This is a genomic window from Paenibacillus polysaccharolyticus, assembly GCF_900102085.1.
Classification (GTDB): Bacteria; Bacillota; Bacilli; order Paenibacillales; family Paenibacillaceae; genus Paenibacillus; species Paenibacillus polysaccharolyticus.
In genome coordinates, this window is sequence record NZ_FMVM01000007.1 from 195,067 (window position 1) to 214,306 (window position 19,240).

The 19,240-nt window shown below is 47.2% G+C and carries 12 protein-coding genes and 1 pseudogene; 1 reads left to right on the forward strand and 12 read right to left on the reverse strand.

Annotation, left to right across the window (positions count from 1 at the left end; all coding sequences use genetic code 11):
* Positions 1-19 precede the first annotated feature (19 nt).
* The 10 genes and pseudogenes from BLQ13_RS11665 to BLQ13_RS11710 form a co-directional block, all read right to left on the reverse strand.
* Positions 20-3,267, reverse strand: a pseudogene (locus tag BLQ13_RS11665) (alpha-mannosidase).
* Positions 3,268-3,270: 3 nt separating this feature from the next.
* Positions 3,271-5,574, reverse strand: a complete 2,304-nt coding sequence (locus tag BLQ13_RS11670; RefSeq protein WP_208606779.1) for a glycoside hydrolase family 3 N-terminal domain-containing protein — start codon at positions 5,572-5,574, stop codon at positions 3,271-3,273.
* A gap of 33 nt (positions 5,575-5,607) precedes the next feature.
* Positions 5,608-6,465 (reverse strand): carbohydrate ABC transporter permease, encoded by an 858-nt coding sequence (locus BLQ13_RS11675; protein ID WP_276539799.1) that lies wholly within the window; start codon positions 6,463-6,465, stop codon positions 5,608-5,610.
* Positions 6,466-6,552: 87 nt separating this feature from the next.
* Complete coding sequence (locus tag BLQ13_RS11680) at positions 6,553-7,482, reverse strand: ABC transporter permease (protein WP_090919470.1); 930 nt, start codon at positions 7,480-7,482, stop codon at positions 6,553-6,555.
* Positions 7,483-7,562: 80 nt separating this feature from the next.
* On the reverse strand, positions 7,563-9,035 hold the full coding sequence (locus BLQ13_RS11685) for an ABC transporter substrate-binding protein (RefSeq protein ID WP_090919473.1): 1,473 nt from the start codon (positions 9,033-9,035) through the stop codon (positions 7,563-7,565).
* A 183-nt stretch (positions 9,036-9,218) separates the two neighbouring features.
* The gene (locus tag BLQ13_RS11690; RefSeq protein ID WP_090919477.1) at positions 9,219-10,742 is read right to left on the reverse strand and encodes a response regulator transcription factor; all 1,524 of its coding nucleotides are present in this window, start codon (positions 10,740-10,742) and stop codon (positions 9,219-9,221) included.
* Position 10,743: 1 nt separating this feature from the next.
* Complete coding sequence (locus BLQ13_RS11695; protein ID WP_090919480.1) at positions 10,744-12,576, reverse strand: sensor histidine kinase; 1,833 nt, start codon at positions 12,574-12,576, stop codon at positions 10,744-10,746.
* A 202-nt stretch (positions 12,577-12,778) separates the two neighbouring features.
* Complete coding sequence (locus tag BLQ13_RS11700) at positions 12,779-13,693, reverse strand: tetratricopeptide repeat protein (protein WP_090919483.1); 915 nt, start codon at positions 13,691-13,693, stop codon at positions 12,779-12,781.
* 110 nt (positions 13,694-13,803) lie between these two features.
* Positions 13,804-15,339, reverse strand: coding sequence for a replication initiation and membrane attachment family protein (locus BLQ13_RS11705; protein WP_090919486.1), 1,536 nt, complete (start codon positions 15,337-15,339; stop codon positions 13,804-13,806).
* A 385-nt stretch (positions 15,340-15,724) separates the two neighbouring features.
* The gene (locus tag BLQ13_RS11710; RefSeq protein WP_090919489.1) at positions 15,725-16,018 is read right to left on the reverse strand and encodes a YuiB family protein; all 294 of its coding nucleotides are present in this window, start codon (positions 16,016-16,018) and stop codon (positions 15,725-15,727) included.
* A 227-nt stretch (positions 16,019-16,245) separates the two neighbouring features.
* Between BLQ13_RS11710 and hemQ the strand changes: the two genes are divergently transcribed.
* Positions 16,246-16,992, forward strand: a complete 747-nt coding sequence (gene hemQ, locus BLQ13_RS11715) for a hydrogen peroxide-dependent heme synthase (protein WP_090919493.1) — start codon at positions 16,246-16,248, stop codon at positions 16,990-16,992.
* A 359-nt stretch (positions 16,993-17,351) separates the two neighbouring features.
* Here hemQ and BLQ13_RS11720 read toward each other — a convergent pair whose 3' ends face one another.
* A complete protein-coding gene (locus BLQ13_RS11720) occupies positions 17,352-17,606 on the reverse strand; it encodes a hypothetical protein (protein ID WP_090919495.1) in 255 nt (84 codons plus the stop codon).
* Positions 17,603-18,796, reverse strand: a complete 1,194-nt coding sequence (locus BLQ13_RS11725) for an NAD(P)/FAD-dependent oxidoreductase (protein WP_090919498.1) — start codon at positions 18,794-18,796, stop codon at positions 17,603-17,605. The genes BLQ13_RS11720 and BLQ13_RS11725 overlap by 4 nt, the downstream gene beginning before the upstream one ends.
* Positions 18,797-19,240 lie beyond the last annotated feature (444 nt).

A 19,240-nucleotide genomic window follows, 5' to 3' on the forward strand; every position in this document is an offset into this window, starting at 1 on the left:
ATAAATATCGCAACAAAGTTTACCGCAGCAGCACGGTTTGGATTTGGAAAGGTTTAAAGGACAGGGTAAACTCGCCGTTGTTGCTTTCCAGCGGCTCCCCCTGTTCTTCAAGTGCATTGGACTGGTATGCCTGCTCAAAGGCATGCGGCCATTTCAAAATAATGCGCTCGCGTTTGCCGGATGATTCATAGAAACGCAGCACCGTTCCTTGACCATCTTCTGCCCGTTTGACCGTATCCAGAATGACATGTTCGCTGTCAAAGGTGATCCAGGCTCCTGTTGCGGGAAGAAAACCGGTCGCCCCTTGCTTTTTTGACCCTGTGTTTGAATGCACATACGATATGTCATGTTCTGGTTGCATTTCAATCTCTTCATGCTGATCTGGTTGTCCTGACATCACCTGATGCGCAATCACTTCGTGATTCAGTTCCGCGGCATGACGTACCGTATGCGCCTTACGCCAGTCGCCCTCATGAGGATACAGGGAATATGTGAATTCATGTGCTCCCTGATCTGCTGTCCGGTCAGGCCATTTAGAGGCACGCAGCAAGGACAAGCGAATCGTACTTCCCTGTACGTCGTATCCGTATTTGCAATCGTTAAGCAGACTTACACCATACCCATGTTCAGAGACGTCTGCGAACCGGTGTCCACAGACTTCGTACTGAGCCTGCTCCCAGCTTGTATTGCGATGTGTGGCCCGTTCCAGAGCCCCAAATGGAATTTCGTAGGTGGCCTTGGACGTCATTACATCGATTGGAAATCCAACCTTCAGCAGCTTGTGATTCTCATGCCAGTCCACCTGTGTTTTGAAATCAATTCGCCGCGAATCGTGATAGAAAATAATATCCTGTATAATGACGGATTGATGAATTTTCCAGCGGAAACGCAGGACATCCTTCACCTGACCTGCCAGCACCAGCTTTTTCTCCAAAAGCTGCGCTTCTCCGGCAGTCTGCTTTTCATAACGATTATCGATATCCCATGCGTCCCAAAGGGTTGGGCGGTCGTGGAAAAAGTGAAACCGGTTGCCCCGCTCACCCGGCTGCAACATGTCGCGTTCCGCTGTTTTATCCCATATGCGGGTCATCTCGCCTTGTTCGTTAAACTGCACATCATAATACGCGGTATCCCATGTATCGTTAAAAATCGTCTTGCTCTCCATGTTGTTCATCGTAGCCACTGCTTCAGTCCCTGCATTCGACTCTTTTGGATGCAGCTCTTCTTGATGCGGTTCACTTGGATGATCCGGCTCAGAAAACAGCCAAAGGGTCTTATAACCGAACGCGGGAATGTCCTCTACAAAAATAAACAATTGATTGCCTTCACGGTCGGATCGCAAGTAATGACCATGCTCATCCACTACGTGGGAGTTGGAATCAGCCCGCACAGGAATTTGCACAACAGCACTGCGTTTCCAGCCCAAACTGTTCAGAACCAGATACGCCGTTGAATCTTCCTGCCCCTGCGTAATCACCTGTTCAGCTAATATAGAAATCCCTTGATTTAGCCCTGACGTGCCCCATTGGAACACGTTCTCGTATTCCTCCCGGGAAGTGACATACGATTCGGTAATGGCAGACCCCGGAATAATATCGTGGAATTGATTGAGCAAAATCAGTTTCCAGCCTTCGTGCAGTGTATGGTGTATCTCCGCTTGCGCTTGTTCATTCATGGCAGGGTAAGCAAGGGTGCCCCAAAGTTCGGCTTCACGATACAGCACCTCTGCCTTGCGGTTGCTTCGTTTGTTCCGGGCATGTGTGGTGTAGGTTCCCCGGTGCAGCTCCAGATACAGATCACCGTGCCACTTGGGAAGTTCAGGTTGCGCAGCTTGGATCTGATCAAAAAAGGCTCCTGCTGTGCTGTACCCGCTCTCCGGTTGTCCAACCATCAGATCAGAACGGTCAATGTATTCCAGCATTTCGCGTGTTACCCCGCCGCCCCCGTCTCCATGCCCGTAAAGCAGCATTTGCTCGGGATGGGCTGCTTTTTGGCGATAAGACTGCCAGTGATCATGAATATCCTTCGGCAGCGTATGTTCGTTAACGCCATGATTGAGATAGGACAGAATCGATGTACCGTCAATGCCCACCCATTGAAAAAGATCATATGGGAACACATTCGTATCATTCCATCCCAGCTTGGTCGTCATAAAATAATCCACGTTGCCATGCTTCAGGATCTGGGGAAGAGACGCGCAGTATCCAAACGTATCTGGAAGCCATTCAATCCGGGAGGTCATGCCGAACTCTTGCTTATAAAAACGCTGACCATATAACATTTGCCGCATCAAGGATTCTCCGCTCGGAATGTTCAGATCCGGCTCTACCCACATGCCGCCAACCAGTTCCCAGCGTCCTTCGGCAATACGCTTTTTCACACGGGCGTACAACTCGGGATCGTTCTTCTTCAAGAAAGCATATAGCAACGGCTGACTCTGAGAGTACACATAATTCGGATACTCGTTCATCAGTGCGTCCACCGTGGAGAAGGTACGGCTCGTTTTACGCACCGTTTCCCGCACCGGCCACAGCCAGGCAATATCAATATGAGACTGCCCCACCATATGCTCCAGCCCCTCTGCATTACCGCCAATCTCGCGTACACGCCGTATCAAACGTTCCTCCAGCTGGTAAACGCCCGCCCCGTGCATAATCTCTTCCTGGCTCATGCCTGCGAATTGGTCCATCGCCTGATAGATCGCTTCTACCAATCGAACCTGCCGAAAATCACTTTCGGGCAGCAGAATCGCCGAATCCCTCACAATGGTCACCGTATACATCAGACTGCGTACAGCCTTATTGGGTCTGACGAGCAGGCTTGTGATGGATGTGATCGGAGGCTGAATGACCGCCTGTTGGTTCAGCGGATCTACGGGTTCCGGTACCGGATCAAACATCTCAATCTCCAGTTCCGGATGGATTCCCACTTTGCACGGATCAAACGAGACATACGTATGGTTGCGATCCAGCCCTTGATAAGAGTGACCATTTACCCGCAGCAAGCCTTCCCCCCGGTATCGAATACGAGTCCATACGGTTGACCCTGCCACGATTCCGGAATATGCAGCTTGGTTCTGAAGAAATAGGTGTTACCCTGTTGGCTTGGAAAACGTTCAAAATCATGGCCTTCGGGGTAATCCCCATGAACCTCATAATCTCCTGGCGTATGATAATAAGCGCGAGTAATGTCCCAACTCCGCAACTGCTGTTGCTCCAGCCACTGCTGTTCGGACAACTCGCGAATGAATCGTCTGATGCGTTCCATAGGTCAGGCCTCCTCTACCGTCAGTTCAATCCACTCTGTATCGTTCACATTACGACCCACATGAAGATGGAATTGCCCCGGTTCTACGACAGGTTTCAGATCACGGCCAATGTATTGTAGCTGCTCTGCCCCAATCTGGAAGGCAACCGTCCGGGTCTCCCCAGACTCCAGCCTGATTTTAGAAAATGCCTTTAATTCCTTGGCTGGACGTGTCATCTGACTAACGATGTCCGCAATGTACAATTGCACAACCTCTGCCCCGCTGCGTTGTCCTGTGTTGGTGATCTCTACAGTTAACGTTACATGTTCAATCGAAGTCATGGATGTACGTGTTAGCTTCGGTTTACTGTATTCAAATGTTGTGTAACTAAGCCCGTATCCAAAGACATAGCGCGGCTCCAGATCCTCTTCAAGATAACGCTTGCCCCTAGATCGTTTCCCGTTATAGTAGACCGGAAGCTGACCCACATGTTTGGGAATGGAGATGGTCAATCTTCCGGATGGATTGACATCACCGAACAATAGATCTGCAATGGCATGCCCGCCCTCTTGTCCCGGATACCATGCCTCAAGAATCGCATCTGCGTGCTCATCTGCCCACGGTTCTGCAATGGGTCGTCCATTGATGTAAACCACGATCATGGTTTTGCCAAGCTTATAGATTTCCTGCATCAGTTCCAACTGTACACCAGCTAACCCCAGCGTCATCCGGTCTATGCCTTCACCACACTCCATGTCATTCCATGAATATTCGGATACGTTGGAAGCGCCCATGACCAGAATAACTGTATCTGCCTCACGGGCCACCTCCATGGCTCGTTCAAAACCTTCTTTGGAATCACCTTTGATCCGGCATCCAGGCGCATAAAGAATCTGCTCTTGTTCTGCATAAACCTGGACTTTAACTCCTTTTTCCACATCGTCATCGTTCTGAGTCCCCGCCAGCTTGCTGCGGATGCCGTCCAGTACAGTGACCACTTTTGACCTCGGCTGCGGAGACGTATAATCCCCAAGCTGATTGTATGCCTGGTCAGCATTAGGCCCAATCACGGCAATACGTCCTGTCTCTGCTGTAGACAGCGGCAGGGCAGAGCCTTCATTTTTCAGCAACACTGCACCTTCCGCTGCCAATTGACGTGCCAATTGAATATGCTGTTCACTGCCGATCACTTCAGCTGTCCGCTCCGCATCCACATAAGGACGCTCAAACAGTCCCAGTCGGAACTTCAATGCCAGCACCCGGCGAACCGCTTGATCCAGCACCCCCATCTCAAGTTTGCCTTCTTCCACCGCCTGCACCAGATAACGTCCAAACATCACGCCAGACATCTCCATATCAATACCGGCCTGAATCGCCTGAACCGATGCATCCATACCATCTGCCGCAACATCGTGCCCGCTTGCCAGCATGTCGATTGCTCCGCAATCCGTAATGATCATTCCGTCAAAGCCCCATTCTTGCCGCAAAATCGTGTCCAGCAGCTCCGTATTCACGGTGCACGGCGTGCCATCAATTTCGTTGTACGCCGGCATAATGGACGCTGCACCAGCTTCAACCGCTTTACGGAAAGGATACAAATCCACTTCCAGCAGCTCGCGCAAGCCCATATGCACAGGCCCTGCGTTACGTCCTCCTTCCGAGCTTCCATATCCGACAAAATGCTTCAGCGTCGCGGCTACCGCATCTTCACTGTCAAGGTGTTCTCCCTGAAGCCCCGTTACAGATGCAGCAGCCAGTTCCCCAATAAGGTATGGGTCTTCGCCAAAACATTCTTCGGTGCGTCCCCACCTCGGGTCCCGCACCACATCCAGCACCGGGGAATAGGTTACCGCACCACCCTGAGCACGTGTCTCCAAAGCCACCGCCCGGCACATGTCCTGATACAGTTCCACATTCCAGGTACTTCCGAGCAGAAGAGGAACCGGATAAACGGTTCCGTCAATCGCCATATGACCGTGAGAGCATTCCTCACCAATCAGGATCGGAATGCCAAGTCTGGAATGGTCCACTGCATAACGCTGAATTAGGTTGACGACCTCTGCCCCCGCCTTGGCAGACAAACCATTCTCCAACGTAACTCCTGTCCACGGATCGGCTCGCAGTGTTCCGTACAACGATCCCACGCCTCCTTTTTCCACCTGTCTCTTGAAGGTTTCGTTTAGCGTAATATTTCCCTGATCCTGGGTATACGTCTGCCAGCCGAAGGGCTGCACAAGCTGACCCGCCTTTTCCTCCGTGGTCATCAGACTTAATAAATGCTCTACTCGTTCGGCAACAGTCTTGCTTTTATCCTTGTATATCATCATGTTGTAACTCTCCATTTCTGTAGAGGAATCCGATTATTCTTTTACTGCACCCACCGTCAGACCCTGTACGAAATAACGCTGGAAAAACGGATAAGCGAATATGATCGGCAGTGTGGCCAGCACAACCATAGCCATCCGGGATGTATCCTGCGGAATGGACTGCATGGCAGCCAGACTCATCGAGCTGTTGGCCGAGTTCTGCTGAATAAATTGAATGCTCGACTCAATTCGCATCAGCATCGATTGCAGCGGTACCAGATTGGGACTATCAATATATAGAAGGGCATTGAACCAGTCGTTCCAATAGCCGAGTGTACTGAACAAACCAATCGTGGCCAGACCCGGCAGCGACAACGGAATGACTATTTTCAGAAACGTATAAAATTCTCCGGCACCATCAATTCTCGCTGATTCAATGATTGCATCCGGCACACTGGTCGAGTAGAACGTACGCAAGATCATGATATAAAAAGCGTTCATCGCCAGCGGCAGAATCAATGCCCAGATCGTATCCTTCATGCCTAACAACTGGGATACCACCATATACGTCGGGATCATGCCACCGTTGAACAGCATCGTCAGAATAGCAAATATGGAGAAAAATCTCCGATAACGGAAGCTCTTGCGAGAGATTGCATAGGCATATAGCGACATCAGAACCAGACTGATGATCGTGCCTAGTACAGTCACCAGAATGGTCACCCCATACGCCCGCAGCAGCGTATCCCCGCTCTGCCAGACAAACTGATAGGCCGCGAAGCTCCATTCCGCCGGAATCAGGCGGTACCCGTCACGGGCCAGCACCTTTTCATCCGTAAACGAGATGATAACAACAAAGATAAACGGAAATACACAGATCAATGCAAAGAGTCCGGCGATGATATTCATCATCACGTTCCATGTAGCAGATACGTGATGGAAGTCGCGTTTTTTTACCAATTGAGCTTGAGTCACAGAGGTTCACTCCTTTCTCGTTTCTTAGAATAAGCTGCTGTCTTTATCGATTTTGCGAACCACATAGTTGGAGATCATCACAAGCACAAAACCTACAACGGATTGATACAAACCTGCTGCTGTGCTCATGCCGATCTCACCGCTGGTTTTCAGACCGCGATAGACATACGTATCGATTACGTTTGTAACGGAATACAGCGTTCCCGAATCTCTCGGCACTTGATAAAAGAGTCCAAAATCCGCGTAGAAAATACGCCCCACAGCGAGCAGGGTCATGATCGTAATAATTGGAGACAGCAGCGGGATCGTAATGTTTCGAATCTGCTGCCATTTGCTCGCACCGTCAATCATAGCGGCTTCATACAGCGACTTGTCGATACCCAGAATGGAGGCGAGGTAGACGATACTGCTGTATCCGATCGTTTTCCACAACGCCACAAAAATTAGAATATACGGCCAATACTTGGCCTCCGAGTACCACTGAATCGGTTCGAATCCGAACCAGCCAATCATCTGATTCAACATGCCGCGATCCATACTCAGGAAGCTGTATACGAAGTAACCCACAATGACCCAGGACAGAAAGTATGGCAGAAACATCCCCGTTTGATACAGCTTGGCAAGACGTTTGTTGATTAGCTCGGAGAGCAGAATTGCAAGTCCAACCGCAAAGACCAGACCTAGAAAAATGATCGTGATATTATATAAAAGCGTATTGCGTGTAATCAGCCAGGCATCATTGGTGCTGAACAGAAATTTAAAGTTGTCCCACCCTACCCAATCACTTTTCATCAGGCTGGCCCAGAAACCTTCGCGACTGAATCGGTACTGTTTAAAGGCTGCGACGGTGCCTGCAAGCGGCAGGTAAGAGAAGAAGAAAAACCAGATGGCGCCGGGCAACACCATGAGCAGCATGACTCGGTTTTTGATTAGATTCTTAAAAAATGTACTCATTGCGGGTATCCTCCTTCAGGCTATGAATGAGAAAAGGATCGAACGCTACAAACAGCCGCCCGATCCCTTCTCTCATTTTCTTACTTGTTTTCTGCTCTCCAGGCATCCAGCTGGCTTTGGGCTTCAGCCATCACTTTCTCCAGTCCGGCTTGGTTGAACTTCTCAATCACTTGCTCCAGATTGGTGGCTGGGTCGAGGGTACCTGTCATCAATGCTGCCCAATATTGTTCTTTCACGTTCTGTACTGCCGTTAGCTCGGCAGATACCTTGCTTGCATCAAAGTTAAAGCTGAGGATTGGCGAATTCACGCCTTCTGCATTGAACTTTTTGAACTCATCCCATTTGTCATCCGGATCATTGCTGTTCAGATAGAGCAACATGTTATTACCGAGAGAGTAGGAAGGCATATCATAGTTTTTGGATTCAGGCAGGTTTTCCATATGAGTATCTTCTACTTTTTTGTAGTGTGTACCCTCGATGCCCGAGTCCACCATATTGCGCAGCACCGGGTCTGTATTCAGCAGGTTCAGGAATTCCATCGCTTTCTCCGGGTATTCCGAGTTGGCCGAGATTGCCATGATGGAGCCCTGTACCGATGTGTTGGTAATGATAGCATCACTTGCCGGTGTGGATACGACAGGATAACCGTAACTTGCCGACCATAGATTGTCTGCGAGCGGCTGGGTCTGTGCACGATCCAGGAACCAGTTGCCCGATGTTGTCAGATCATTGGTAGAGCCTGTTGTTGCCGCTTCAGCCGACACATAACCCGCTTTATAATATCTGTGCATCGTTGTTAGCGCTTCCTTCATTTCTGGTGTTCCCAGAATGTTCACGATCTTGTAATCGGTGGTGTCCAGCTTTATGGCCATCGGCAGGTTCTGGATTACATAGTCGTATGGCACATACGGCACGTAGTTTTTATCCATGGAAAAAGGAGTAATACTTGGCTCATTTTCCTTGATTTTTTTAAGCAAAGGTTCCAGGCTATCTAACGTACGGATATTGGAGGTATCCAGTTTGTATTTATCAAGCAGCGTTTTGTTGAAACGCCAGACTTCCTGCTGCGGCAGCTCCTTATTGGCCGGAATACCATAGTTGTGACCATCTACCTTGGAACCATTCAGGAAAGCCGGATCAATGGTTTTAGTCAGGTCCTGACCGTATTTGGCAAGCAGATCATCCAGTTCGAGGAATGCGCCCTTTCTGGCATTTTGCACGTAGTCAAAACCACCCGCAGAAGTAAAGATAATGTCCATCGGTTCACCGGACGCTACGTTCACTTGCATTTTCTGAGTATAGTCACCCCAGTCCACCATTTTCATCGTCACGGTAGCGTTAATTTTCTCTTTGGTATATTTACTGACTTCCTCCAAGACCTTGTTAACATCCTTCTGCGGTGTGCCGATGGTGTACCAGATCAACTGCACGGTGTCATCACCTGCTCCACCAGAATCGGAAGCCTCTTTGTTGCCGCCGCAAGCGCTAAGAACAAGCGTAACAGCCATTAACAATGAAAGAACGAGCGAGAAACGCTTCTTGGTTTTACTCATTTGCATGATCCTCCCTTTTCGTGTTTCCTTCTGATGTTCCCCTGAGTGCTTTCAACTAACTGCTTTAACCTTATCGAATGAAAGCATTTACAAAAAGAAGATAAACTTAAGGTTTCGAGGTACAAATTAAAGAGAATCAGGCAGTAAACTTGTTTTATCACCAAATTAAATCGCACTGCGCCATTAACCAAACACTTTATAGTCAGTCGGTGAAATCCCCACATATTTGCGGAACTGTTTATAAAAATAGCCGGTCTCCCAGTACCCTACGTTCCGGGCGATCTCATGCACCTTCAGATTGGAGCTGCGCAATTGCTCCTTGGCACGTTCGATTCGATACTTGTTGATATACTCGGCAAACGTCTCGCCTGTCTCTTTATGGAACAGCTGACCCAAATAAACCGGATGTAGATGGTACTGTGCGCCAAGCAGCTTCAAGGAAAGCTCTTCGGCATAATGATTGTCGATATGCTGCAACACCTGATTCACAATAGGATTTCGCATATCCTGAAGCAGGGACTCAATCGTCCGGGCGGCCACCTGCTGCAAAGCGTGCACCAGTTCATCCAAGGTGGTACTATCCAGTACCAGACGAAGTCCTTGCTGATAGATCACCGTTTCCTCCGCATGTCTGATGCCCTCCAGCTCCATCTTGAAACGAATCACCATTTCCAGTGCCGTATTTTGCAACTGCTCAGGTGTAAGTTCATGGCGATGCTGTTCAAAATCGGTGCGAATCCGTCCTGCTAACTGCTCTGTGCTGCGTGACAAAATCAGCTTCGCATAGGCTCTCCAATCTATAAAGAAAGACAGCGCCGCATGGCCTTGTTGATCCAACATGACATGATCGATAACTCTCCGTTCAGGGTAAATCATCACGTACTGGAGTGCCTTCTTGGCTTCTTCATAACTCACTGGAGCCTGATATAGCCCTTTCACCAAACGTCCAGCACCGATATGCAGATCGGGATACCTCACCGCCAGACGGTCTGCCAGCTCCTGCAAACCAAGCATCAGTCTGTCCTTTTCATCCGGCTCGTCTTCAATGTTGGCTACAAGCACGATATCTCCATTCATATCCTGAAATATGTTCAGACCGGAATAATCTACCGCCAGCTGTTCGACCTGTGCAAACAACATCGCTGCCTTATGCGCCTGCGTTTTGTCACGCAACACGGCGACCGCAATACATGGTGCATCCAATGAAAGATTCATGAACCTGGCACGTTCCTCAAACTCTGCTGCGGCAATCTGTCCGGTAAGCCAGCGATGCAAGATATTATCCTTCAACATCTGGATGCCGTATGTCTCCTCCAGACGTGGTGTGACGAGTTGGTCCAGTTTGGTTGCTGTGTTTCGAAGCGTGGATTGCAGTTCATCCACATTAATCGGTTTGAGCAGATAATTTTCGATGCCAAGCTTCATGCCTTCTTTTAAATATTCGAATTCATTAAAGCCACTGAGAATTATCACCTTCAGTTCCGGTTGTAGCTGCCGGGCTTCCTGGATTAGATCAAGTCCGTTCATCAAGGGCATGGAAATGTCCGTTATCAGAATATCCACCGGCTGATCAGGAAGAGCTTGCAAAGCTGCCTGTCCATTGCCTGCGTGATTTACAATTTCCATCCCGAACGAAGACCAATCCACAATATCGTATAATCCTTCAATGATGAACGGCTCATCGTCCACAATAAACACCTTGTACATGTCATACACCTTTCCCTTCCGAATGGGCTGGATATCTCACTCTGATCATGGTCCCCTCTTCAAGCGTGCTCACAATCGTGATCCCGAACTGGGGACCGTACAGATACCTTAATCGGCTGTGCACACTTCGTAGTCCAAACATCTGACCGGATTCCTCGGGACGTTCCAGTTCCTCCTGGATTTCCGTAAGCCGGGAAGGATCAATGCCCTTGCCATTGTCCCGCACTTCAATCTGCAGGGCACCATCCGCTTCTCCCACCGTAATCGACAATCGGTTGTCGCTACGCTCCGTCCGAATACCATGCACCACATAATTTTCAATGATGGGCTGTAGCGAAAGTTTCACCACAGGATGCCCGTAATACATACTATCGATCTGAATCGTATATATAAAAATATCCTTGTACCGGATACGGAACAGCTCCAGATATAGACGGCAGGCTTCCATTTCATCCTTCAGTGTATAATTGGGCTTTTGCTGCACAAGGCTTTTGAACAGGACCGACAAGCTGTAGATCATCTCCCCTACATCTCTCGCCCCTTGGGAAATAGCCCTCATACGGATCACTTCGAGTGTATTGTAGAGGAAGTGCGGGTTAATTCGCGCTTGAAGTGCCACCAGTTCAGTCTCTTTTTGTCTGATCTCTGCCTTGTACACCCGTTCTATATACAAGTTCAATTCATCCAGCATTTCGTTAAAACTGTGCGATATTTGCCCCAGCTCATCCTCTCTGGCATCATCGATGCGTGCAGACAAATTGCCGTATTTTACTTTTTGGGTGAAACGAATGATTCTACGGGTACGCTTGGCAAAGTTAATAATGAAAAAAGCCGGAAGCAGCACAGCAAACAGCAGAGAAATCAGGCTTATGGAGATAATGGTATTGCGAATACCCGCATACGATTCTGCCATCTCTTTCACAGGAACGGTACCAATGACAACGTAACCCTGATCCGCCGACACGAACCTGTTGACATACATGTTCCGTTCCTTTTTCATCGCCTCCATGTCTGTCTGGTCAAACAGGGAATCTGCTGCTTCCACATAGGGATACTTCTTCCCGTAGTATTTCGCGCTGGAGTCGAACAACACCGTGCCTTTGGCGGACAGCACCACAATATCGCCCTTCAGATTGCGCTCGTAGTTGTCCAGGGCATTGCCGATGCCTTTCGAATCAAAAAAGATGAGGAACTGGCCCATATTACGCAAAGTCTGAGTATTGTTAATGGGCACACGGATAGCGTATAACTCAGGGTCCCACAGATTGACAGCCTTGCGAATCCAGTAATTGGGCGCACTGATATTGGGCATCTCCATCGCCATCACATCGGGAATATAAGATCTGGCCACGTTGGTGTTCAGCTTGCGGAACTGTTTGTTTTGATTAAAGGTCAGCAAATCCTGCTTTTCGGCGCTATATAACATGATCTGATGAATGTCCGAATTACGGTCGATGATGTTCTGAAAATGGTTAAGCACCTCGGCCGAATAGTCATCCCGATTGGCGTAATACCCGTTGGTCATATGCTGAACATACTCGGCGTACGAGTGGTTCATCAGATAGGTGACGTTAGCAGATAACGCCTCATTCTGGTGCATATCCCTCACCATGTTCTGGACCGATTCATACTGCTGATGCATGTAACGATCGACATGCTCCATTGCCGCTTTCTGAATTGCCAGCTCCCGACGTATGGTGGAGTCCGATACGGACAGAAAAATAATATACGACAATGTAATAATCGTAACGATCGATATCATCGAAAAGATGAACAGCATTTTCATGAACATATTGTTTTTGAAGAAATTATTGTAAACGCTACCAATTCGCAAACTGGCACCCCCTCTGATGCTGTTTTTCTGTCTTGAATTATAGCATCCGCCCTCTGACATAGACGTATCACCCGCAACTATTCTTTAGTTTATACCTCGGATTCTTTAATTTCGCCCTGTTTCTAGCTGACGATAAAAGCCAAAACAAAAGATAGCCCTCTTCACTCCGTTCGGGGTGAGAAGGGCTATTTCTGCAATACATTTAATCCCTATATTCGGGGTGACTATGTCTGGAGCAGCCGAACAAGTAACATTTGGAACTTGAAGATGTTGTAAACTTAAATGGCGGGACATAACCTTGTGATATCCTCTGGATCAGATATTCGTATTCCGTTTTTTCATTTTGCAAGCGAGTCACGTATGCCACTTTATCACTTTCTGTCCAATTCTCATCGCAATCTTCTGCCTGTGCTTCCTCAATATCATCTTGTTTTAACCGAATACATTCTTCTGCAATTTCAACTGCACGTTCCATTGCATTCGTCTGAACTAGAGCATATATATATCTACACACCCAGTCGGGCGATTTAGAATATGTGTCCCATGATTTTTCAAACCAATGCATCGCTTCGGAAAAACAAGCAAGCTCCAAGTACAGTTCTGCCACATGTACCTCTCCGACAAAATCATCATCACTTTCCAAGAAGGCATCCAGTTTGTGTTTTGCTTCAATGGTATGTCCCAGCTGAATTAAACAGTGAACATGACTATACATGGCGTAATCAGAAGGCCCAGCACTTTTCAAAAATAATGCTGAAGCCTGTTCCAACTCTCCGAGATGATATTTGGCAATTGCTAAGTTATTGTATGCCTCTTTGGAAGGCTCCACAGCAATAGAGTCTGATAGTACAACCGCGGCTTCTTCCCATCTCTCCATCTGAACAAGTAATTCACCAAGCAGACTGTAAGGAAAATGAGAGGTTGGTTTCAACGCCACTGCTTCCTGAGCCAATTCAATAGCTGCTTCGATATCCCCCTCTTCGTGATAATAGATCCAGGACAGATTGGTCAAGGACTGAACATCCCTTGAATCATTCAATGCTTTCTGAAATAAAGCCAACGCTGCATCATAATCATTATTTTCAAGGTATTCGATGGCTTTCTGATTCGTACTCAACGGAGTTGCTCTCCCTTCAAATTGAATTGCGCTCCTCTAATGACGTACTGCTGCACGCCTATGTAAAAAAGCGAGTCACCTCTCATAAGGGACCCGCCTGTATCGTACAACTATAACGTTCCTTTTTGCTTGCTCGCCTGCATCTCCTGAGCAAATCGCATCATCTCTTCAAACTCTTCCTCCGAAACGTTATCCCCATCATGGCTTATGTCTTGTACAATCGGAATTTCGGGTTTGGCTTTGGTTCCTTTACCGTATGTACGGGTACGGGTTCCAGCTGCTCCTGCAGCCTGCTTGCCTTTGACCTTCGCCTGATCACGAATATATTGCACAGCCTTCTCATACGTATTAACCTGCTTCAGCAACATATTGGAGGCAATCGCCTCAACAAAATTACGATTAATCCGTTGCTCGCCGCCCGATACAAGCAATGCCATCAGATAATGAATCAATACGTTGATCACTTCACCAGGTAGCTTGTAACTCAGATCAATTTTTTCGAAAATATCAACCAGATTATCCGGTACAGCCCCCGGGAAAAATGTTTGCAACAACCGAGTGTACGGCTCGTTACGAAGCATCATATTGTATTGATGAATATCACACTTGGTTGCAAATTGCGGTGGCACCTCGACATAATACTCCATCTGAACAACATGCTCCACTGGGGGTTCACCGGAGTCATTATATGCCTGTGGCTCCTCCATATGCTGGCGAAGAGCAACCACCTTGGCGGCTTGCACTGTCTGCTGTTCCTGACGTTTCTTCGTTTGTCTGAATTGCATGCTCGCCTTGTGTTGAAGATCATCCAGCAATAGTTGTCCTTGCGGGCTAAATACACCATCCTCGTCCAACAGTCGGCACACATCCTGCACGCTAAGACTAAACTTGTTCACTACAAAATTGACGATCCCGAGCTGTTCATGATCAAAACGAAGTTGTTCCACATAACGTCGGTTTACCGACTCACGCGGGAAGCGTAAAATAATGTCCGCATAATTCAGTGCATTTTCTTCAACAGCATCATTCGTGCCTGTTCGCTGTGCCGATGTGGATACTTCGGAGAGTGCCTGCTCCAGCTCGTAATCAATGACATGCGTGTTAAGCTCAAATATATCGTAAAAGGGAACTGAAATATTTTCTTTATTGGCTGCAACGTAAGGTGCATCCCCATTTTCAACTGCCGAAAAGCCAGCTCGTAGCGACAACACAGCAAACTTGCCAATTTTGTCCCGTAGCAACAGTGTCAGATGCTGTGTACGGAAAAACTCTCCTGGCGAGAGCGGCGGCTGCAGTTCATACTCATAGATGTAATCATCATTCTCTGGAATATAGACCCGCGATGTCTGGAGAAGACCTACTGCCTCCAGCTTGGACGCCTGTTCAACCAGATATTTACGTCCTTTCTCGCTAGGCTCCAGCCCCAATGTCATGAACAGCCTTCGTTGCTGCTCAAGCGGGGAATAACCGACCTGTTCTCCGGGGAGATGCTGAAATAACAGCCGATACAAGCCAACCGCAAAAGCACCTACCATAGGCTGGTAAGCTCCTGTGAGCATGCGGTCGTCCAGGGCGCTTAATCCAAACTCCCTGTATACGCAGTAGCGATGATGTTCCGTATAATGATGCAAATTCTTCATGCGCATAGCCTGATCTCCTTCTTCCCCAAAGGTTGTTTTTCTATTCTATCATAAATGTCCGATCCTCAAATGCTCAAAAACAGGTAAAAAACCAACCCGTTCTCTCTCCGTTTCATCCTAGGTCGACATCGTTCACGTTTTCGCAGAATTGGGCGAATTTTCAAATGAATAACGACAAAGAGTCGCTAGAATACTATAAAAGCTACAGAGCGAGATTACAAGCGAAAATAGTTTAAATCTATTCATCTTATGCTTATGAAAAAAAGCGTACAAACATTCCCGTACCCCGTTCGTCACAACAAAAAAGCCTTCCCTTTGCACGCGTAAGCGTTTGCGTCAAAGATAAAGACTTTTCCAAGTTATTGCGGCAGATGCCTTCACTTTCCAGTCATCAGAACATTCGATATCCGCCTAAACGCAGTTTCTGAATCGTCCATCCGCTGATTATCGCACCCGCGAGGCCTGCAACCCCTGTCATATAATCGACCAACTGGAACGATCCAAGATGTGACACGAGCGTAGATGAATGATCCCATAAGGAATATACCACCACAGGCAAAATAACGATGACGAACAGATAGGAAGGAAACCAGGTGGTCTTCATAAGCATATTCAAAATGAAACCGATACCAAACATCATCACAAAAAATAATACCATTAATACAAGCACAGGTATAAACTGCATCGGCTGACGTTCACCTCTTCTTTCACACTTTCGGTTTTCCCTTCTGGATAGTAGTAAGTTTACCGCAAAAAATGTGGCGAAGCAACGAACTTTCTGGACAAATCTACCGATTTTCACGAGAAGATCATTTGCCCTCCTGCTTCATATTGGGATACAATATAACGATAAAGCACTAAACCATCCCTTACCGGGATTTGGAAATATAATCCGCAGGAGGAACAATATCCATGAACGAAGCCGCATCAACCCTGGAGGGCTGGTATGCCCTGCATGATTTTCGCTCGATGAACTGGACCGCTTGGAAAGCAGCCGACGATGAAGAGCGTGCTGTTGCCCTGGACGAGCTTCAAGAGTTTTGGAATGATTGGAAAAAAGTCGAGGAGGCTTCCCAAGGCAGCACTGTAGTTTATACAGTCGTAGGTCAGAAAGCTGACTTTGTGATGATGCATCTGCGCGAAACGCTGGAAGATCTGAAGGCAGTAGAGAACGCCTTCAACAAAACAACGTTTGCCAAATACACGACTAAAGCTTATTCATATGTCAGTGTAGTTGAACTGAGCAACTATCTTGGCAAAGAGGGCGAAGATCCGATGCAAAATCCGGAGATTATTGCCCGTCTTAAACCGGTTTTACCACAACGCCAATACATTTGTTTCTACCCAATGAACAAAAAGCGTGAGTTGAACGACAACTGGTACATGTTGTCCATGGACGAGCGCCGTACCATGATGCGCAGTCACGGCATGATCGGCCGCAGTTATGCGGGTAAAGTGAAACAGATCATTACCGGCTCCGTCGGATTTGATGATTGGGAATGGGGCGTTACGCTGTTCGCTGATGATGCGCTTCAATTCAAAAAACTCGTGTACGAGATGCGCTTTGATGAAGTAAGTGCACGCTACGGTGAATTTGGCTCCTTCTATGTAGGAAGCTTGCTGAACGAAAGCACACTGGAAGAGATGCTGAAACTGTAATTTTGTATACATGCAAGAATCGTCCAGCTTGCCTTCTCTTAAGGTAGGCTGAACGATTTTTTATATTTTAAGGACAGCATAAAAAATCACCGCCGGACGTATTGCTCCACGGTGATTTTTTTCATACCTAATTACCTAATTCAAGCTTGATTAGGATCTATATAATTTGAATTGTTTAATGTTTACACAAAAACGGAGAGGACAGAAAAAACCTGGAAAAGCGAAGCGCTCGCATTTATCACCGAATTTTCCCCTTTGAAAAAGGGAATCAAAAAAATTTGGGGATAACAGCGATTGAAAGGTTATTCTGTCATCGGAGTGCTCCGTGTAAACTCATCTTGTTTAAATTATATGAAATCTCAATCCTGCTCCTCTTCATCAACTGCTTTCAGAGATTCGAGGAATTCAGCAGTTGCACGATCACGGTCACGGCTCTTTTCCTTCAGCCGTTCAATCGCCGGCAGAATAAGAATATCTACTTCTTTCTGAACGATGTAAGCCAGGTCATATTGATTCTGTTCCTCCAGGTACCCGCCGACCTGCATCAAGTCGTTGTAACGATCCAGTTCCTCACGGGTTAACAGACCACGAACCTGCACACTGCAATGTCTCATCCGAAGAACCGTCCTTTCCTCAGGACCAGCGGAATACCTCCAATGATAAACAAATAGCGCATATCCACTAATTTTTTCAATTGTGCTGCTTTCCAGCCCTTGTATTTCTTATCCCCAACGACAGCAATCGCTTCCCCTTTACCCAAAGAGGCAACAGTACCTTTGCTGGTGAATTCAAAAGGCTGAGGCTGCTTGTTGCGAATGGCTGCGACAATATTTTTGGCACAGTTCACACCTTGCTGCATCGCAATCTGTGCTGTTGGCGGATACGGTCTGCCCTCCTTGTTAAACACAAGGGAGTTGTCCCCAATCACATACACATGTTCATGCCCAGGAGCACGCAAATATTCATCCACCTTTACACGACCACGCATCACTTCAAGCCCCGCCTGTTCAAGTAAGGAATTCCCTCGAATGCCTCCTGTCCATACGACTGTGGCAGCGTCGATTTTCTCGCCTTCACCAACGATTACGCCATCAGGAAGACATTGCTTGATTGGAACACCAATTTTAAACGTAACCCCTTTTTTCTTCAGTACGTTCATCGCATGCTCCACAAGTTCCGGATCGAACCCCGGCAATGCCGAAGGTGCAGCTTCAACATTATAGATGTGTACATTTTTCGGGTCCACGTCAAATTCTTTGCACAGCTGCGGGATACGATCAGCAAGTTCTGCAACAAATTCTACGCCGCTAAAACCTGCTCCCCCTACAACAAACCGAATACGGTTTCGTTTATTGTCGTTTTTGTACATTGCGAATTGATATTCGATATGTTCGCGAATCAGCCTCACAGAGTTGATGCTACGAATGGTCATCGCGTGTTCCAGCATACCCGGTATACCAAAAGTTTCCGGCTCTCCACCTAGTCCAATAATCAGGTAATCATAGGACAACGTTCCATCCTCCAGAATGACTTTACGATCCTGAAGCCGGATCTCCTTCACGGATGATTTTACCAGATCAATCTTGAATTCATCGATCAGTTTGGAAATAGAAACTCTCGCATGCTCTATTTTATCCGTGCCGGCTGCCGGCATATGTAGATGGGTTGTAATATAGTGATAATCATGCCGATTCACCAATGTGACGTCAGCTTCATTATAGTTGAGTTCCTTCTGCAGCCGCTGCGCTGTCAGAATTCCGCCATATCCCGCTCCGAGAATGACGATTTTGGGAATGCTGCTCATATCTGTACTCCTTCCGGTTTCGCTCGCATCCTTCCTGATAATTGAGGTGGAATGCAAAATGCTCTTACTTACAAGTATTGCTCAGGTCTTATCCAATATGACGACAAATGTAAAATTCGTAAGTGTATATTAACTTCTGTACGTATAATATCGACGATTATAGTTGTGAAATTAACCACAAGTTTCCACAAAACGAGGTTGTTTCTTAACCTGATATTATGACTCTAATTTTGACAAAAAAACACATAGTACAGGTCAAGGATATCTGTATTTCTCGTAAAGATCAAGGTTTTTTTTGTTATTTTTCATAGCCTTTCATTTCCAATTTCATCCTATTCTCACCAGAACTTCATCATTTATTCTCAGATTAGTGATCCAGCTAACTTTGCAACCCAGATTACACCGTTTATAATAGGAAAGACAGTTTGGCACCCATGCAGATTA